The 18,822-nt window shown below is 70.1% G+C and carries 9 protein-coding genes; 5 read left to right on the top strand and 4 right to left on the bottom strand.

The window, feature by feature from the left end:
- Nucleotides 1–166: 166 nt before the first annotated feature.
- From ABD419_RS11595 to ABD419_RS11575, 5 genes are all read left to right on the top strand, one after another.
- Entirely contained in the window at nucleotides 167–1,513 is a 1,347-nt protein-coding gene (locus ABD419_RS11595; protein WP_344486242.1) for an ABC transporter substrate-binding protein, read from the top strand.
- Nucleotides 1,514–1,840: 327 nt separating this feature from the next.
- Nucleotides 1,841–2,776: a carbohydrate ABC transporter permease gene (locus tag ABD419_RS11590; protein ID WP_344486239.1), complete on the top strand. Its 936-nt coding sequence runs from the start codon at nucleotides 1,841–1,843 to the stop codon at nucleotides 2,774–2,776.
- Nucleotides 2,773–3,705, top strand: a complete 933-nt coding sequence (locus ABD419_RS11585; protein WP_344486236.1) for a carbohydrate ABC transporter permease — start codon at nucleotides 2,773–2,775, stop codon at nucleotides 3,703–3,705. Before ABD419_RS11590 ends, ABD419_RS11585 begins: the two co-directional genes overlap by 4 nt.
- Nucleotides 3,705–5,129: a GH1 family beta-glucosidase gene (locus ABD419_RS11580; RefSeq protein WP_344486234.1), complete on the top strand. Its 1,425-nt coding sequence runs from the start codon at nucleotides 3,705–3,707 to the stop codon at nucleotides 5,127–5,129. Before ABD419_RS11585 ends, ABD419_RS11580 begins: the two co-directional genes overlap by 1 nt.
- Nucleotides 5,130–5,160: 31 nt before the next feature.
- Complete coding sequence (locus ABD419_RS11575) at nucleotides 5,161–6,240, top strand: LacI family DNA-binding transcriptional regulator (RefSeq protein WP_344486231.1); 1,080 nt, start codon at nucleotides 5,161–5,163, stop codon at nucleotides 6,238–6,240.
- A gap of 65 nt (nucleotides 6,241–6,305) precedes the next feature.
- On the opposite strand, the gene ABD419_RS11570 is transcribed toward ABD419_RS11575, so the two are convergent.
- The 4 genes from ABD419_RS11570 to ABD419_RS11555 all read right to left on the bottom strand — a co-directional run bounded on the left by ABD419_RS11570 (nucleotide 6,306) and on the right by ABD419_RS11555 (nucleotide 18,792).
- Nucleotides 6,306–9,335: an FG-GAP repeat domain-containing protein gene (locus ABD419_RS11570; RefSeq protein ID WP_344486228.1), complete on the bottom strand. Its 3,030-nt coding sequence runs from the start codon at nucleotides 9,333–9,335 to the stop codon at nucleotides 6,306–6,308.
- 161 nt (nucleotides 9,336–9,496) lie between these two features.
- Nucleotides 9,497–13,081, bottom strand: coding sequence for an FG-GAP repeat domain-containing protein (locus tag ABD419_RS11565; protein ID WP_344486225.1), 3,585 nt, complete (start codon nucleotides 13,079–13,081; stop codon nucleotides 9,497–9,499).
- Nucleotides 13,082–13,299: 218 nt separating this feature from the next.
- Nucleotides 13,300–15,009 (bottom strand): FG-GAP repeat domain-containing protein, encoded by a 1,710-nt coding sequence (locus tag ABD419_RS11560; RefSeq protein ID WP_344486222.1) that lies wholly within the window; start codon nucleotides 15,007–15,009, stop codon nucleotides 13,300–13,302.
- A gap of 174 nt (nucleotides 15,010–15,183) precedes the next feature.
- Nucleotides 15,184–18,792, bottom strand: a complete 3,609-nt coding sequence (locus ABD419_RS11555) for an FG-GAP repeat domain-containing protein (protein WP_344486219.1) — start codon at nucleotides 18,790–18,792, stop codon at nucleotides 15,184–15,186.
- Between the last annotated feature and the right edge of the window lie 30 nt (nucleotides 18,793–18,822).

Genomic DNA, 18,822 nt, shown 5'->3' with positions numbered 1-18,822 from the left:
ATCGCTCCCAAAGGCGATCGCCCCGGCGGTTCCAGTCCGCGGGCCGCCGCGCACTCATGGCGGCCCGCACCGGCACCGCCCCGGGCACCAACGGAATCGAGTCCCTCACCAACCCCTCTGAGAAAAAACACGGCGCCGCCGAGGCGCCTGGAAGGAAACCGCAAAGATGCATCTCCTCAACCGCAGGCACGGCAAGGTGGCCCTGGCCGCCGCGGCCGCCGGCGCCCTCGCACTGTCGTCCGCCGCGTGCAGCGGCGGCGACGACCCCGAAGAGGCCGGGACCAACGCCGACGGACAGATCGTCCTCACCGTCTCGATCTTCGGCAACTTCGGCTACACCCAGGCCGGCCTGGAGGCCGAGTACGAGGCCGCCAACCCCGACATCGACGTGGTCATCGAAGGCGACGGCGTCAACTTCGACACCGAGTACCGCCCCAACCTGGAGACCGCCCTCGAGACCGGCTCCGGCGCCGGGGACGTGATCGGCATCGACGAGCAGGCCTCGCCGCAGCTGTTCAACAACTCCGAGCACTGGTACGACCTCACCGCCGACTACAGCGACCGCGAGGCCGACTACACCGCCAACACCTGGGGCCTCGGCCACACCCCCGACGACAAGCTCGTCGGCTTCGGCACCGACATCGGCGGCATGGCCATGTGCTACCGCTCCGACCTCTTCGCCGAGGCGGGCCTGCCCACCGACCGCGCCGAGCTCGCCGCGCAGTGGGCGACCTGGGACGGCTTCAAGACCGTCGCCCAGACGTTCGTCGACTCCGGCGTCGACGCCGCCTTCCTCGACGGCCCGACCCAGCTCCAGAACATGCTGCTGAGCCAGCTCGCCGGCACCGGCGACGGCCAGATGTACGTCGACGACGAGGGCGCCCTCACCCTCGACTCCGCCGCCGCGACCGAGTCCGTCGCCACCGTCCTGGAGCTCCAGGAGATCGGCGCCATCGGCAACTTCGCGTCCTGGAGCGAGGAGTGGAACGCCGGCATGGTCGAGGGCGGCTACGCCGTCATGCCCTGCCCCGCGTGGATGGCCGGCGGCGTGATCCAGCCGACCTCCGGCGAGGAGAACGCCGGCAAGTGGGACATGGCCCCCGCGCCCGGCGTCGCCGGCAACTGGGGCGGCTCCTTCCTCGCCGTGCCCGCGCAGTCCGCGCACCCGGAGGAGGCCGCCGCGCTGGCCGCGTGGCTGACCGCCCCCGAGCAGCAGGTCAAGGTGTTCGAGGCCGTCGGCAACTTCCCGTCCTCGCCCACCGCGCAGGCCGACCCGAAGGTCGCCGGCTACACCAGCGACTACTTCTCCGGTGCGCCCATCGGCGAGATCATCGGCGCCTCGATCCAGTCCTTCGAGCCGCTCGAGTACTCGTACTACCACCCGCCGGTCAAGGGCGCGGTCGAAGGCGTCCTGAACGGCGTCGCCGACGGCACCTTCACCCCGGACCAGGCCGCCGAGGAGATCCAGAAGGCCGCTGAGGAAGCGGTCGAGCTGGCCGGCTCGGGCCTGTAACCCCCCGGTGGGCCCGGGCCGGAGGGACCCTGCCCCCTCCGGTCCGGGCCCCGGGCCCGGCGGCGCTCCGGCGCCCCGGGCCACGTGCCGCCGCACGGGCCGGCGGCGAGCGGTTCCCGGCATCCGCTCGCCGCGACCCCCAGGACCGGCCCGCACCCCCGGGCGGCACCGTGTCGGCCCGCCGCGCCCCAACCCGCGGCGGGCCGGCTCCCCGAACCGCCTCCGCTCCACCGCGGTCCCGGCCGGGCCCCGCACAGCGGTTCGCACGGAGACCCGCAGGCGGGCGGCGCGGCAGGCGTCACCGCGACCGTCCCAAGGAAGGCCCTCATGACCACCCGCAACGCCGCACCGCGCCTGACCCTGCGCGAGCGGCTCAACCGCGCGGACGTGAAGTTCACGCCGTACGCGCTGGTGTCGCCGTACTTCATCCTCTTCGCCGTCTTCGGCGTCTTCCCGATGGCGTACACGTTCTACGCCTCGCTCCACGCCTGGAAGCTCGGCAGCCCCACCCGCGAGTTCGTGGGGCTCGACAACTACGAGTTCCTGCTCACCACGTACGACCGCTTCAACTGGTCCGTGGTCAACACGCTCGGCATGTTCATCATGGCCACGGTCCCGCAGCTCGTCGTGGCGCTCATGGTCGCCAACGCCCTGAACAAGCGGCTCAAGCGCCCGATGCTCTGGCGCATGCTCATCCTCGCGCCCATCGTCACCTCGGTCGTCGCCGTCGGCGTCATCTTCGCCCGCATCTGGGGCGCCGAGTACGGCATGGTCAACGGCTTCCTGGAGCTCATCGGCCTCGAGGGCGTCGACTGGCAGACCGGCCGGATCTCCTCCTGGTTCGCGATCTCCTCGATGATCGACTGGCGCTGGATGGGCTACAACTCGCTCATCTTCCTGGCCGCCATGCAGACGATCCCCAAGAACCTCTACGAGGCCGCGACCGTCGACGGCGCCTCGCCCCGCCAGCAGTTCTGGCAGATCACCATCCCGCAGCTCAAGCCGGTCCTCATCTTCACCGTCTTCGTCTCCTCCGTCGGCGGCATGACCCTGTTCGTCGAGCCCATGATGTTCGGCTCCGGACGGCTCACCGGCGGCGCCGACGGCCAGTTCCAGACCACCGCGATGGTCCTCGTCGACATCCTGCGCACCCACGGCAACTACGGCATCTCCGCCGCCGCCGGCTGGCTCCTGTTCGCCGTGATCGGGATCGTCGCCGCCGTCAACTTCCTCGTCGTCAACCGCATCCAGGGGAACAAATGAGCACCGCCACCGCCCCGCGCCCCACCGCACCGGCCGCCGAGGAGTCCCGCGGGCCGAAGCCCCCGCGGCGCAAGAAGGCCAAGGCCCCGGTCGAGTCCGACGGGGTCTTCGCCCCCACGATGATGACCCGGATCGGCCTCGCGTTCGTGGCGCTCCTGTCGATCTTCCCGCTGTACTGGATGGTCGTCATCGCCTCCCGCGTCAGCTCCGACGCCTCCGGGTTCCCGCCCGCGCTCCTGCCCGGCGGCAACCTCGGCGAGCACATCCAGACGGCGCTCGCCAGCGACGAGGCCAACCTGCTCCTGGGCCTGCGGAACTCCCTCATCATCACCGGCACCGTCACGTTCTCGGTGGTGCTGCTGTCGACCCTCGGCGGCTTCGCGTTCGCCAAGCTCCGGTTCCGCGGGTCGAAGTTCCTCATGGGCACGGTCCTGTTCTCCATGATGGTCCCGCTCCAGCAGCTCGGCGTGGTGCCGCTGTACATGGTGATGGTCGAGCTCCAGTGGCTCGACACCCTCCAGGCCGTGATCCTGCCCTTCCTCATCAACGGCTTCGGCATCTTCATGATGCGCCAGTACGTCGAGCAGTCCATCCCCGACGAGATCATCGAGGCCGCCCGCATCGACGGCGCGACCACGTTCGGCATCTGGTGGCGGATCGTGCTCCCGGCGCTGCGCCCGGCCATGGTCGTCCTGGGCCTGCTCACGTTCATGCTCAACTGGAACGAGTTCCTGTGGCCGTTCATGGTCCTCAGCGAGCAGAACCCCACGATCCAGCTCGCGATCCGTCAGATCTCCACCGCCACCTGGGCGGCGGACCTCTCGATGATCTTCACGGGCACCTTGATCTCGATCATTCCCATCGCGATCCTGTTCGTCGTCTTCGGGCGGCAGATCGTCCACGGCATCATGGAAGGTTCCGGCAAGTAATGAGCAACGAATTCGAAGGGGCGGCCGACCTGGCCGCCCGGTTCCCATCACAGTTCACATGGGGTGCGGCGACCTCGTCCTACCAGGTGGAGGGGGGCACCGACGCCGACGGGCGCGGGAAGTCCATCTGGGACTCGTTCGTGAACGAGCCGGGCCGGGTCGTCGACGGCTCCAACGGCGACACCGCGATCGACTCCTACCGCGACATCCCGGGCGACGTCGCCACCATCAAGTCCCTCGGCCTGAGCAGCTACCGGTTCTCCCTGTCGTGGCCCCGGATCTGCCCCGACGGGGACGGGCGGGTCAACGCCGCCGGGCTCCGCTACTACTCCGACCTCGTCGACGCCCTGCTCGCCGAGGGCATCACCCCCTGGATCACCCTCTACCACTGGGACCTCCCGCAGGCCCTGGAGGACAAGGGCGGCTGGCCGGTGCGCGACACCGCGCTGCGCTTCGCCGACTTCGCCCTCATCGCGCACACCGCCCTCGGCGACCGCGTCAAGCACTGGATCACCGTCAACGAGCCGTGGTGCGCCGCGTTCCTCGGCTACGCCTCCGGCGAGCACGCCCCCGGGCGCCGCGAGCCCTCGGCGTCCATCGCCGCGGCCCACCACCTCATGCTCGGCCACGGCCTGGCCGCGCGCGCGATCAAGGGCGCCGACCCCGAGGCCGTCGTCAGCATCGGCATCAACTTCTACCCGATCCACGCCGCCAGCGACGCCCCCGGCGACCTCGACGCGGCCCGCCGCGTCGACGGCGTGCAGAACCGCTGGTTCACCGACGCGGCGCTCCGCGGGGCCTACCCCGAGGACGTCGTCGAGGACTTCAAGGCCGTCACCGACTTCGAGTTCGTCCTCGACGGCGACCTGGAGACCATCCACGCGCCCGTCGACGTCCTGTCCGTCAACTACTACAGCCGCTTCACCGTGACCGGCAACGGCGGCTCCGCCTCGGCCTCCGCCGCCCCCACCGGCGCCGGCTCCGCGTGGCCCGCGAACGAGCACATCGGCTTCGTCCCCGCCGGGCTCCCCGTCACCGACATGGGCTGGGAGATCGAGCCCGCCGGGCTCACCGAGGTCCTCACCCGCCTCCACGGCTCCTACCCCGAGGTCGGGCTCGCCGTCACCGAGAACGGCGCCGCGTTCCCCGACAAGCTCGACGAGGGCCGCGTGCACGACCCCGAGCGGCTCGACTACGTCCAGCGGCACCTCGCCGCCTGCGCCGACGCCATCGACGCCGGTGTCCCCCTCGTCGGATACTTCGCCTGGTCGCTCGCCGACAACTTCGAGTGGGCGTGGGGCTACACCAAGCGGTTCGGCCTCGTGTACGTCGACTTCGAGACCGGCGAGCGCACCGTCAAGGACTCCGGACGCTGGTACGGCGACCTGGTGCGACGCGCGCGTTCGAACCGTGAGGCAGAATAGTTCCACGCGACAGAGCCCGAGGTGATGCACGATGACCGAGACCCGACTTGAGGCGCCAGGCGAACCACAGCCTGCCGAGCGCACCGGCCGCAGGCGCAGCGGCGGCCGGCCCACGCTCGACACGGTCGCGCGCCACGCCGGCGTCGGCCGGGGCACGGTCTCCCGCGTCATCAACGGCTCCCCGAAGGTCGCCGAGGACACGCGAGCGGCGGTCCTGGCCGCGATCAAGGAGCTGGGGTACGTCCCCAACCAGGCGGCCAGGACCCTCGTGACCCAGCGGACCGACACCGTCGCCCTCGTGGTCACCGAGTCCCAGGAGTGGCTGTGGTCCGAGCCGTTCTTCGCGGGGGTGCTGCGCGGGATCACCGAGCAGCTCGCCGAGGAGAACATGCGGCTCATGCTCACCTTCGCCCCCCGCGACGGCAACCGCACCGACCTCGAGTCCTACCTCATGGGCCAGCACGTCGACGGCGTCATGATGGTCTCCAGCCACTCCGGCGACCCCCTCCCCGAGCGCCTAGAGGAGGCGGGCATCCCCATCGTCCTCTGCGGCACCCCCGTCGGCTTCCGGCCCGTCGCCTACGTCGACTGCGACAACCGCTCCGGCGCCCGCCAGGCCGTCGAGTTCCTCGCCGAACGCGGCCACCAGCGCATCGGCATCATCGCCGGCCCCCAGGACATGGCCGTCGGCGTCGACCGCCTCAACGGCTACCGCGACGGCCTCCGCGGCCACCGCCTCCCCGTCGAGGAGGGCCTCGTCTCTGTCGCCGAGGGCTTCGACGAGGCCAGCGGCATCAAGGCCGCCCGCCACCTCTTCGACACCGCCGGCCGCCTCGACGCGGTCTTCGCCAACTCCGACCCCCTCGCCATCGCGACCCTCCGCGTCGCCCGCGAACGCGGCATCCGCGTCCCCGACGACCTCGCCCTCGTCGGCTTCGACGACTCCCCCCTCGCCGAGGTCGCCGACCCGCCCCTCACCACCGTCCACCAGCCCACCGAGACCATGGGCCGCGAGATGGCCCGCCTCCTCTGCGGCCGCATCCGCGGCGAGGAGGCCGGCCCCCTCGTCACCATCCTCGGCACCAGGATCGTCATCCGCGAGTCCGCTTAGCGCACCAGACGAAGAAGGGGGAGCCCCGCTGAAGCGGGACTCCCCCTCTGCCGTGCCCGTCGCCGCTAGGCGAGGATCATCGAGCCCCAGCCGGAGCCGATCTGGATCCGGGCGCCCGCGCCCAGCTTCCCGTTGCCCGGGTAGAGGAACAGCGCCCCGTCGGACTTCCGGCGGGCGAGCCAGTCCACGTGGCCGTCGCGGTTGTAGTCCCCGACCCCGGTGATCTGGTCGAACCCGCCCCAGCCGCAGCTGATCTGGACGCCCGCCTTCAGCGTCCCGTTCCCCTTGCCGCCGTAGAAGTACAGGCAGCCGGTCGAGGACAGGATCGACATCACGTCGGCGTGCCCGTCGTGGTCGAGGTCGCCGACCGCCGAGACGTCGCGCATCGCGTTCCAGCTCGAACCGATCTTCGAGCGAGACCCGAACGTGCCGTTCCCCTTGCCCGGGTACATCCACAGGTACCCGGTCGACTTCTCGCGGGCGACCAGGTCGTCCTTGCCGTCCCCGGTGAAGTCGTGGCCGCCGGAGAGGACGTCCATCGCGTTCCAGCCGTTGCCGACGTGGATCTCGGAGTCGAACCCGGCCTCGCCGTTGTCGAGTCCGGGCACGATGTACAGCGCGCCCGTGTACGCGCGGTACATCAGGTCGATGCGGCCGTCGGAGGTGTAGTCGCCGCCCGCCGAGACCAGCGTGATGCCGTCGCAGCCGCCGCAGATCGTCCAGCGGGCGCCGATGCGGTTCCCGAGCCCCTCGTACAGGAACAGGTCCTTCGTGGACTTGTGCTGCGCGAAGAGGTCGCTGAAGCCGTCGTAGTCGTAGTCGTACGTGCGGTCGAGCTGGATCACCGGGAGGCGCATGGCGCCCCAGCCGGAGGACCCGATGACGGTGCTCCACAGGTAGTCCGGGTCGTCCGGGTACACCGTGTGCCGCACCAGCTCACCGGTCCGCAGGTCGACCTTGACGAGGTCGGGCCAGCCGTCCCGGCTCAGGTCCCCGACGCCGACGACCTGGTCGAAGCGGCGCGTCTCGTCCTGGTCGAACAGCGACTGGTCGAGCTCGATCACCTCGCCCGCCGACGTGTACAGGTAGTAGTAGCCGTTGTAGTTCCAGCGGCTCAGGTACTCGTCGTACCCGTCGCCGTCGGCGTCGCCGACCGAGCTGATGACGTCCATCCCGTCCCACCACTCGCCCCACAGGACGCGGGAACCGAACTTGCCGTTGCCCAGGCCCGGGTAGAAGTACATGTCCCCATCCGCGTACGCCGTCGCGAGGAGGTCCGGTTCGCCGTCGCCGTCGAAGTTGCCCACGGCGATCTGGCCCATGCCGCCCCACCCGGAGCCGACCGTGATCCGCGCGCCGAAGCCGCCGCTGCCGTTGCCCGGGTAGGTGTAGAGGACCCCGGAGGCGTTGTTGCGGGCGACGACGTCGGGGATCCCGTCCCCGGTGATGTCGCCGGCCATGACGATGTCGGTACCGCCCCAGCCGGTGCCGACGGTGACCGGGGAGGCGTACACCCCGTCGCCGGTGCCCTTGTACAGGCGCAGCGCCCCGTCGGACTTGCGGACCACGAGCAGGTCCTCGTAGTCGTCCTGGTTGTAGTCGTAGCGGGCCTCGGTGATATCGGTGGAGATGACCGCGAAGTCGCTGGAGGGGTCCGCCTCGTACTCGCCGTCGTTGTAGAGGGCGCCGATCTCGATCGCGCCGTCCACGGCGCTGGTGTCGGTGAGCTTCACGGTGAACGTGAGCTCCTCGGTGCCGGTGATCCAGACGTCGGGGACGGTGCAGGCGAAGTCGAAGCGCTCCAGCAGCGTGCCCGGCGTCGCCTCGTAGACCTCGTCGAGCTCGCCGGCGTCGTGGCAGTCCCACGACTGCTCGCCGTCGCTGTCGACCCGGACCAGCTCGGTGCCCTCGGGCAGCTGCCCGCGGACCAGGTACCCGTCGCCCTCCGGGTTCAGGTCGGTGGCCGCGGCCCAGCCGGTGTTCTCCACCTCGGTGCTGACCGTGACGGTGTCACCGACCATGCCGTCGACGGTGACCTCGTCGACCTCGAGGTCGTACGTGTTGTCCGCGGTGGTGAGGGTGATGTCGCCGGAGTAGTAGGCGATCGACTCCTCTGCGCCCTCCCAGCCCGCGGCCGTCGGGGTCAGGCCGATCATCGAGCCGGTGGCCGGCACCCAGGCGTAGTCCTCGGCGAGCGCGGCCGCGTCGATCGTCTCGATGCGGTACTCGCAGCTGCACACGTCGAGCGGCCCGACCAGCCGCGAGTCGAACAGGTAGTCGACGTCCTTCGTGAAGGTCAGGAACTGGCCCTTCACATCCGGGAGGTCGGCGATGACGCAGACCATGCCGGTCCTGGAGGTGCCTTCGCCGTACGTGGTCCGGCAGTTGTCGGAGCGGTCGAAGATCCAGGCGAGGTCCGTCGGGTCGATGCCGTTCTCGGGCGCGGGGTTCGTGAACGTCACGACCGCGGCCGCGGCGGTGGGCGCCAGGTCGAAGTCCTGGTAGACGACCGGGTTGAACTTGACGGAGTAGTTCCCGGTGGTGCTGCCGGGGATGTCGGTGACCGTGACGTCGCCGTGGGCGTACGGGTTGTGGACGTCGTAGGCCGACTCCACGCCGACCGTGCCGGACTTCGACGCGACCTCGATCCCGTCGATCGTGACCGCGAGCGTGTACCCGAAGGCCTCGTCGTCGGCGCTGGCGACCGCGGCGAGGTCGAAGGCGAACGCGGTGTTCGCGTCGGCGGCGGCGTCGGTGCACGTCACCTGGTAGGCGGTGGCGGCGTCGCATTCGGCCTGGGCCGACGTCAGCTCGACGACCCCGGCGCTGCCGGTGACCGCGAACTCGGCCGCGACGACGTGCGTCTCGCCCTCAGCGCCCTCGGCGGGGGTGTAGTCGACGGTGATCGAGCCGGGGACGCTCGCGCCCGCGGTGACGGAGGGGCTCAGGCTCAGGTTCACGACGGGGTCTCCGGCGATGCCGGGGACCGCGGCCGACGCGGGGGCCGCGAAGGCCGGCACGACGACGAACCCTGCCGCTGCCGCGGCGATCAGGCGTACGGCTATTCGCCGGACCTGGTGGGGTTGGGGGGTCATGGGTCTCCTTGTTCAGTTTGAGTGGTGCATGGGGGGTGTGAGCACCGGTGGGACCGGTGCCGAGTACACGCCTCCGCAGGGGAAGCGGTTGCATGCGGTCGGACGCGCGCCGATGCAGGCGCGCGTCCGACCGAAGTGGACTGCCGGGTCGATCGCGGCGGTCAGGCGATGATGTCCATCCCGCCCCAGCCGGTGCCGATGACGACGGAGCCGGTGTAGGTGCCGGCGCCGTTGCCCTTGTACAGGTAGAGGCTGCCGTTGGTGTGCCTCGCGACCCAGTCGACATGGCCGTCGCCATTGAAGTCACCCACGGCCGCGATCGTGTTCATCACGTTCCAACCGCACCCGATCTGAACCCCGTTCTTCACCCCGCCAGCGGGCTTGCCGGCATAGAAGTACAGGCAGTTGTCGCTGTTCTTGCGAGCGATGACGTCGCCGATCCCGTCATGGTCGAGATCCCCGACCGCCGTGATCAGCGACATCGAGTTCCAACCCGTCCCGATCAGCACCCGCGTCCCGTGCGAGCCCGTCCCGGTCCCCGGGTACAGCCACAGGTTCCCCGTGGCCGACTCGCGGGCCAGGAGGTCGACCTTCCCGTCGTCGTTGTAGTCCTGCCCGGACACGATGGCGCTCATGGCGTTCCAACCACCGCCGATCGTGATCGGCTTGTAGTAGTACCCCTGTCCGTCGCCGGGGTAGAGCAGCAGGGCCCCCGTCGACTTGTTCCGTGCGAGAAGGTCGGCCTGCCCGTCGTCGTTGAAATCGCCTGCGGTCTCGATCAGGTTCATCGAGTCCCAGCCCCAGCCGGTCTGGCGGACCTGGCTGAATCCGCCGGTGCCGTTCCCTTCGAACTGGTAGATCAGTCCTCCTTCTTCGGCGCCGCTGCGGGCGAGGAGGTCCGAATCTCCGTCCGAGTTGAAGTCGTAGGCCCGGTCGTCGACGACGCCCGGCAAACGGACTCCGCCCCATCCGGTCTCGACGGTGCGGTCCGCGTAGAGCGGAGTGCCGCCGTGTTTGAACGAGTGCATGACCAGTTCTCCGGTGGTGGCGTCGATCGAGACGATGTCCTCGTTGCCGTCCTCGTCGAAGTCGCCGGCGGCGGTGATCTGGTCGTAGTGGTCGCTGGCCAGGTCCACTTCGTCGTCGCCGGAGATCGGCCACGATCCGCTGAACGATCCGTCGCCCGCACCGGAGTACACGTAGTACCGGTGGTCGAACTGGTTGCGAACCAGCAGGTCGGGGCGGCCGTCGTAGCCGAAGTCGGCGAAGCCCGACATGGTGTCGATCTCGTCCCAGCCCTGGCCGACGGCCTCGCGGGGCCCGAAGGTGCCGTCGCCGTCACCGGGATAGAAGTAGAGCTTCCCGTCGGCGTCGCCGACCGCGTGCAGGTCGCCCTTCCCGTCGCCGTCGTGGTCTCCTCCGGAGGCGAAGAGACTCATCGCGTTCCAGCCCCCGCCGACCAGGACGCGCGAGCTCAGGCCGCCGTCGCCGTTCCCGGGATAGGTGTAGAGGTTCCCGGTCCTGGCGTCCCTGGCGAGGAGGTCGGGGAGCCCGTCGCCGGTGAGGTCGTCGGCCATGACGATGTCCATGCCGCCCCAGCCGGCGCCGCGCGAGACGCCGTCTGCGAACGTCCCGTCGCCGTTGCCGGCGTAGAACATCAGGTTCCCGTCGGACTTGCGGACGGCGAGGAGGTCCTGGTGGCCGTCGGCGTTGTAGTCCGCGCGGTTGTCGGAGGCGGTGATGCTGAACTCCTCGCTGAACGTCGAGAGGCTCCGCTGGTCGAACATCTGAAGCATCCACGGAGTGGTGCCGGCCCGCTTGATCTCCAGGTTCAGGGTGAAGGTGGTGTCGTCGACGAGCACGGTCGTCTCGGGTTCGCAGTCGTCGTCGCCGAGGCAGTGGATGGTCAGCTTGCTGACGCCGTTGGGGAAACCGGCGTCGGCGACGGTGACCTGTACGGGGACGATGTCGCCGACGAAGTGCGGGCCGGGCGGGACCTCGATGTCGACGAACTCGGGGATCTCGTCGTCCACGACGAAGTAGCAGGTCGTGGAGGACTTCAGTGCACCGCTGGGGTACTTGAACTGGTGCCGGACCGAGTAGTAGCCGTCTTCGACGTCGAAGCTCGACGCGGGCGCGGTGCCGTCGGCGACTTCGGCAGGGGCGGTGGTGGTGACGACCGCGCCGGTGGCGGCGTTGCGGACCGTCGCGGTCCAGGTGATGCCCTGATCGACCAGGTCGGGCCGCCAGAGGTCGGCGGTGAAGCCGCCGTAGGAAACGGTTCCGGTGCTCAGCTGCGGGTAGGCCGGCGCCGTGCGGCACGACCTGCTCGAGAAGGTGGCCGCCTCGATGTCCAAGAGGACGTCGAGGCGGGCGGAGTCGCCGTCGAACCGCGCGAGCTCGTCGCTCTCGGTCATGCCGTAAGTGGGGCCGACGAAGGCCCCGGCGACGCTCCAGGAGGAGAGGTCGTACACGGCCGTGCCGTCGACGCAGGCGCCCGCGATCGCGGGCCTGGCGCCGGTCGGCACGGGCCGGTCGGTCCAGGAGAGGTGCGGACCGTAGGCCCTGGTGGCCTCGAGATCGGGCGCGACGCACTCGGCGCCTTCGGCCGCGTCGACTCGGAACTCGGCTTCGGCCACCGAGAGGGCGGAGCCGCCGGGCGCGGAGGACGGGAGGATGTCGCCGAGGATGCCGCCCGCGAAGTCCCAGTAGCTCGCAGCCTGCGCGGGCGCGGCGCACTCGGGGTCGGCCGCCGCGTCGCAGTAGGTGCCGACGATCGCGTCCGCGTCCTGTCCGGCCGCGACGAAGTAGGGCTCGTCGAGCCCTCCGTCGCCGCGGAAGAGGGTGAGGTCCGGCTCGGCGGAGGTGACCGAGGCCCACTCGTTGACGCCGAACCGCTGGTAGGTCCACTGCGCGGTCACGGTCAGCGGGAACACGGCGTCGCCGAGCGCACCGCCGTCCGGGGTCAGCGCCAGCATGCCGTCCGAACCGGTGGCGAGGCCGAAGTCCTGGCGCATCCCCGCGCTGTCGCGCAGGTAGAACGGGGTGGTCTGCTCCATGGTGTGCGCGCGGTCGGGGCGGTCCGGCGGATAGGAGAGGTAGAGGGTGTTCTGGAGGCGTCCGCCGCTGGTAGCCCAGTACTCCAGGTCGAGGCCGGAGGCGAGGGCGTTCCAGGCGGCCTCGTCGGCGACGTCGAAGCGGAGACCCAGTGCCGAGACGCGGGCGTCGAGGGTGAGATCGAGGCCCGGGGCGAGCCCGTCGTAGACGACCTCCGTCCCCGAGTACGCCGGCGCCGGGGTGCTCCCGGCCCAGAACAGGTCGGCTGCGGGGGTGCTGACCAGCGGTGCGTCGCCGCCGGTGCCGAGGGCGAGGTCCCACGGCGAGGCCGTCTGGACGAGTGAGCCGTCGGCCTCGGTGAGCGTCGGGTCGGCGGTGCCCTGCTCTTGGAGCATCTCGGCCGACGCGGCGGTCGAGACCTTGTGGATCCGGCCTTCAGGGGTTGCGGAGTAGGTGTCGTACTCGGTGGTCACCGCCTCGATGAGCACTTCGACGCCGCAGGCCACCGCGATCTCGAGCGCGGGCTCGGTGGTGGCGGCGGACGGGCTCTCGCCGAGGGCGGTGCAGTCGACGCCGTCGGCCTGCGCGGTGGCGGTGCCGGGGGCGGCGAGGAGGGCGGCGGTGACCGCGGCCGCCGTGAGGACGGCGGTCCGCTTGAACGCGGTTGCCCGCAGGGGAGGGTGCTTCATTCAGATGTCCAGGGGGTTCGGGGGGTTCTGGGAGGTGTGCGGGAGAAGGGGGCTCCGGGTGCCGACCGGCGTGGGCACCCGGCGAATCCTATCCGACCGAAGTGGATTTCGCAGATCGGATTTCGACTCGCCGGGCCCCTCGTCGAGAGTGAGGCGCCGACCGGGGGTCGGCGCCTCACTCAGTGTATGAAAGGAGCGCGGATTTCGCTGTCCACGTGCTACGCGAGGATGTCGAGGGTGTTCCAGCCGTTGCCGAACTGCCAGGTCATCTCGATGGTGCCGTTGCCACCGCCGCCGTAGAACTTCAGGAAGCCGTTCTGGTGGCGGCCGATCCAGTCGGTCCAGCCGTCGTTGTTGAAGTCGCCCACCGCGACGACGGCGTTCATGACGCCCCAGCCGCAGTTGAGCTGGACGCCGGTCTCGAGGGTCCCGTCGCCGCGGCCGCCGAAGAAGTTCAGGCAGCCGGTCTGGTCGTCGACCGCGATGACGTCGGCGTGGCCGTCGCTGTCGTGGTCGCCGATGGCGGTCAGGTGGCTGAAGCCGGCCCAGCCGGTGCCCAGCGAGGTGCGCGTGCCCCAGCCGCCGTTCCCGTTGCCGGGGTAGAACCACAGGCGGCCGGTGGCCTCCTCGACGGCGAAGATGTCGGGCTTGCCGTCGCTGTTGTGGTCGTGGCCGCCGACGATGGTGCTCATCGCGCCCCAGCCGGAGCCGACGACGTCGCGCGCGGCGGCGTCGTAGTCGCCGGTCCCGGTGCCCGGGTAGATGTACAGGACGCCGGTCTGGGTGCGGGCGAACAGGTCGGCGAACCCGTCGCCGTTCGCGTCGCCCGCGGTCTCGATGAGGTCCATGTCCTTCAGGTCGTCGCCGAGGGCGATGGAGTTGTAGAGGGTGCCGGAGCCGCGGCCGAGCCAGATCGAGGTGGTTCCGGTGGTGCCGTGGCGGGTGATCATGTCGGTGTGACCGTCGCCGTTGTAGTCGTAGGTGAGGTCGAGGTCCCCGGCGGGGAGGTTCATGGCGCCCCAGCCGCGGCCGACGAGGGTGCCGCCGTGGACGGTGCCGCCGTCCGCGTCGAAGCCCTGGAGCCACATCTGGCTGAAGCGGGCGTCGACGGCGGCGACGTCGGCGAAGCCGTCCCCGTCGACGTCGCCGACGCCGGCGACCTGGTGGTAGTAGCGGTCGTCGTAGTCGTTGCCGAGCGCGTGGTCGACCGCGACGCGGTTCCCGAACCGCTGGTCACCGAGTCCGAAGTAGACGTAGTAGCTCCCGTCCCTCGAGTTGCGGGCGAGGAAGTCGGCGTTGCCGTCCGCGTCCACGTCCCCGAGGTTGGCGAGGTTGTCGTACCCGCGCCAGCCGCCGCCCACGGCGACGCCGGCGGCGAGGGTGCCGTCGCCGTTGTCCGCGTAGTGGTAGAGCTTGCCGTCGACGCGGTTCACCGCGATCACGCCGGCTTCGCCGGCCTCGTCGCCGACGGGCGCGAACGCGCCGAGGGCGGTCCAGCCGGTGTCGGCCTCGATCGGGGCGCCGAAGCCGCCGCTCCCGTCACCGGGGTAGGTGTAGAGGACGCCGGTCTCCCGGTCCCTGGCGCGGAGGTCGGCCTCGCCGTCGCCGGTCGCGTCGCCGGCCATGGCGATGTCGAGCCCGCCCCAGCCGTCGTCGACCGCCACGGACGGGTCGAAGGTCCCGTCGCCGTTGCCGGCGTAGAACAGCAGGTTGCCGTCCGACTTGCGGACGACCATCAGGTCCTGGTTGCCGTCGCCGTCGAAGTCGTTGCGCGACTGCACGGCCTGGGCCTCCACGGCCTCCTCGGCGGTGTCGGCCTGAGCGGCGGCCACGCCGGGCACGGCCCCCGCCGCAGCAGCGGCGGTCGCGGCGGCGAGGACGTGGCGGAGGCGGCGCTGCCGCCGGTGCTTTCCTGAATAGCGTTGCATCACAATGCATCCTGTCGGGGTGAGTGGGGTCCTGGTTCGGCGCGTTCCGCGCCATGTAAATAGGACGCTCACTCTCCGCGATCTGACGCAGCACGATCCGTATTGGGGCCGAACGGATGAAAAGGGCCCGGTCAGCGAACCGCAGTCCGCCGCCCGGGCCCTTCCCTCACTGCGCTATACGATCAGATCCATCCCGCCCCAGCCGGTCCCGACGACCTTCGACGACGAGTACGCGCCCTTTCCGTTCCCGGCGTACAGGTACAGGCTCCCGTTGGTGTGCCTCGCCACCCAGTCGACGTGTCCGTCCCCGTTGAAGTCCCCGACGGAGGCGACCGTGTTCATCACGTCCCAGCCGCACCCGATCTTGACGCCGCCCTCCACGCCCCCGGCGGGCTTCCCGGCGTAGAAGTACAGGCAGTTGTCAGCGTTCCGCCGGGCGACGATGTCATTGACACCGTCGTGATCGAGGTCTCCGACCGCGGAGATCAGCGACATCCCGCCCCAGCCCGTGCCGATCAGGACCCGGGCCGCATGGGTGCCGGACCCTGTGCCCGGGTACAGCCAGAGATTTCCGGTCGACGCCTCGCGGGCGAGGATGTCGTACCTGCCGTCACCGTCGTAGTCGTGTCCGGCAACGATGGCGCTCATGGCGTTCCAGCCTCCGCCGATCTTGAGGCGAGAGCTGAACCGCGCCCCGGGCGCGCCCTGGTAGAGCCACAGGGTACCGGTCGAGGCCTCCCTGGCGAAGAGGTCCGCGAAGCCGTCGCCGTTGAAGTCGCCCGCGTTCTCGACCAGGTTCATGCCGTTCCAACCGGTGCCGACGACCGTGGGACCGTACCCCTCGGCCCTGAATCCGCCGAGCCCGTCGCCCGAGTAGAGGAACAGCGTGCCGTCGGAGCTTCTGCGGGCGAACAGGTCGGTCCCGACCAGCCCGATGCCGTTGGTCAGGTCCGCAGGCCCGGCCGGAAGATCCTGGCCTCCCCAGCCTTGGTCGATCGTCTCGGCGGCGATGAGCGACGCGGCGGCCGGTTCCGACCAGGAGCGGAGGACCAGTTCACCGGTCCGAGAGTCCACTGCCACAAAATCGCCGTAGCCGTCGCCGTTCAAGTCGCCTGCCGGCAGGACTTGGCTGAAATCGCGCTCGTCTCCGCCGCGGAGCGCGGCGTCGACGTCGATGCGGCCTCCGATCTCGAGGCCGTCTCCTCCGAGGTAGACGGTGTAACCTCCGGTGCCGCGGTTGCGGACCATGAACTCGGCGTGCCCCTCTCCATGGACGTCCTCGAGGACCACCAGCGAGTCCGAGCCGTAGAACGAGGCATCGCCGCCGTAGACGGATCGGCTGCCGAAGGTGCCGTCGCCGAGCCCCGGGTAGAGGTAGACCCTCCCTTCGGCCCGGCGGAGCGCTAGGAGGTCGAGGTCGCCGTCCATGTCGAAGTCTCCTCCCGAAGCGAAGGAGTTGATCGCATTCCAACCGGTGCCGACCTGGATGCGAGGCGCGAGACCGCCCTGACCGTCCCCCGGATAGGTGTAGAGGCGTCCCGTGCGGTCGTCCCGGGCGAGAAGGTCGGGGATCCCGTCACCGGTGAGGTCGCCCGCCATGGCGACCGTCATCGCGTCCCAGCCGGAGGCGACGGTCACGGCCTCGGCGAACCCGCCGTCTCCATCGCCGGCATGGAGCAGGAGCGCCCCGTCGGACCTGCGAACGGTGACCAGGTCCTGGTAGCCGTCCGAGTCGAAGTCGTTCCGCGATGTCGTCGGCTTGAGCGTGATCTTCGTGCCTGCCCCGGAGTTGTACACGGCGTCGGTCGCATCGAACCAGATGTCGGTGCTGCCGCTGTTCTTGAGTTCGAGCTCGAACGATGCGGTGGTCCGGTCGTAGAGCGAGACGTTGCTCTGCGAGCACTCGGTCTCGTCGCTGTAGCAGCTCACGACGACCCTCGCACCGTCCTCTGCGGGGAAGCCCTCGTCAGCGATGGTGACTTCCACGCTTACACTGTCGCCGACCAGGTACGGGCCCGGCTCCACGGCGACCTCCACGATCTCGGGGGCCTTCGTGTCCACGGTGAAGGAGCATGGCGTGGGCCGGTAGACGACGCCGGTCGTGGTCGAGGCGAACTCGTACTGGACGTCGTATCCGCCGTCCGCCAGCGCGTTCGCCGCGTCGATGCTGACGGTCGGTACCCGATCGCCCGTCGCCGCGACCGGTTCGGTTTCGAAGGCGATCCCGCCGGTCTCCGCGTCGGTGATCGACACGGACCAGGTCAGGCCGGAGTCGACCAGATCGGGCCGCCAGGTCCGGAGCGGGAAATTCCCGTACACCGGAGTGGTGTCGGCCGTCCGGCCGTACGGGAGGTTGCAGACGTACGCCGAGCCGTTGATCTGGAGGAAGTAGAACCCGATGGTGTCGATGTAGACGTCGAGGCGGCCGGAGCCGCCGTCGAAGCGGGCGGTGTCGGTGGTGGCGGCCGTGCCGAAGGTGACCGAGTCGTAGTGGCCGGGGTCGGCCCATGCGGAAGTCAGTGCCGTGGAGACGTCGTACACCGCGGTGCCGTCCGCACAGGTCCCGGAGGCGGCGGCATCGACGACGGAGGGCCGATCGTTCCAGGTGACCGCCGGGGTGTACGGCTCGGTGAGATCGAGGTCGGGGGCGACGCATTCGGTGCCTTCGGCGGCGTCGACAGTGAACTGCGCCGACTCCACCTGGTACTGGAAGAAGTGGCCGTCGGATGAGGAGATCTGCTGCAGGAGCGGCCAGCGGAACTTCCAGTACGATGCGGCCTGGGCGCTGCACGGCTCCGTGGCGAACGCGTCGCAGTATCCGCCGGCGATCGCGTCGCCGGTCTCCCCGGCGGCCTCGAAATACGGGTCGTCCAACCCGGCTTCGCCTCGGTAGATTCCCTGTTCGGGGGCGGCAGAGCTGATCGAACCCCACTCCCCGATGAACGGGCCCGTGCGACCCCACTGCGTCGACAGGTCGAGAGGGAACGCCGCGTTCTCGAGCACGTCGCCGGGCAGATCCATGGTGAGCGCCCCGCTCTCGTCGAGCGAGAGCTCGACGGGGCTGGCAGCACCCGCAGCGTCTCGAACGACGAACGGTGTCGTCCACAGCGCCGAGTCGTAGTCGTCCGCGTCCCAGCGGATCGCGCCGGCGGCGGTACTCGTCGTCCACCATGAGGCGCCACCAGCGGTGAGGCCGGAGGCGAGCGAAGCCCAGGCATCGGCATCCGCGACGCCGAACCGCAGCCCGAGATCCGCCGTGCCCAGGTCGACGGTCAAGTCGAGTCCGTCGGCCAGCCCTTCCCAATGAGCGGACGCGGCCTCGTAGGTCGGCACGGGTGTGCTACCCGGCCAGTCCAGTTCCGCCGACGAGACCTGGATCAGCGGTGCCTCGGTGTTCGAGCTCCGGAGCTGCACCGCACCCGACGTGCCCTGCTTGAGGACACCGTCCGATTCGATGAGCTTGCGGTCCGAGGGGGTGCCGCTGAGCGGCGCGAGTTCCGGAGTGGAGGTCAGCGCCAGGTGCAGTTGCGCCTCTGGCGTGGCGTACATCGTCGACGACATGTACGTGCGGTTCTTGACGCGCACCTCGACACCGCAGGTGATCGCGGTTTCGAGGGCGTTCGCGATGCCGTCTGCGGTGGGCAGGTCGCCGAGCGTGGTGCAGTCGACCGTCTGCGCCGATGCGGGGCCGGGCGCGGCGAGCAGGGCCGTGCCGACGACCGCCGCGGTGGCGGCCGCGAGCCTGCGGAGGGCGCGGGTGCGCCTCGATGGGATTCGGTTCATTCAGATGTCCTTGTGTCCGAGGGGATCGGA

Origin of the sequence: Glycomyces endophyticus (assembly GCF_039531525.1) — a bacterium.
Taxonomy (GTDB): Bacteria; Actinomycetota; Actinomycetes; order Mycobacteriales; family Micromonosporaceae; genus Glycomyces; species Glycomyces endophyticus.
Note: the sequence above shows the minus strand (reverse complement) of the source record. Positions and strands in the feature narration are given on the sequence as shown.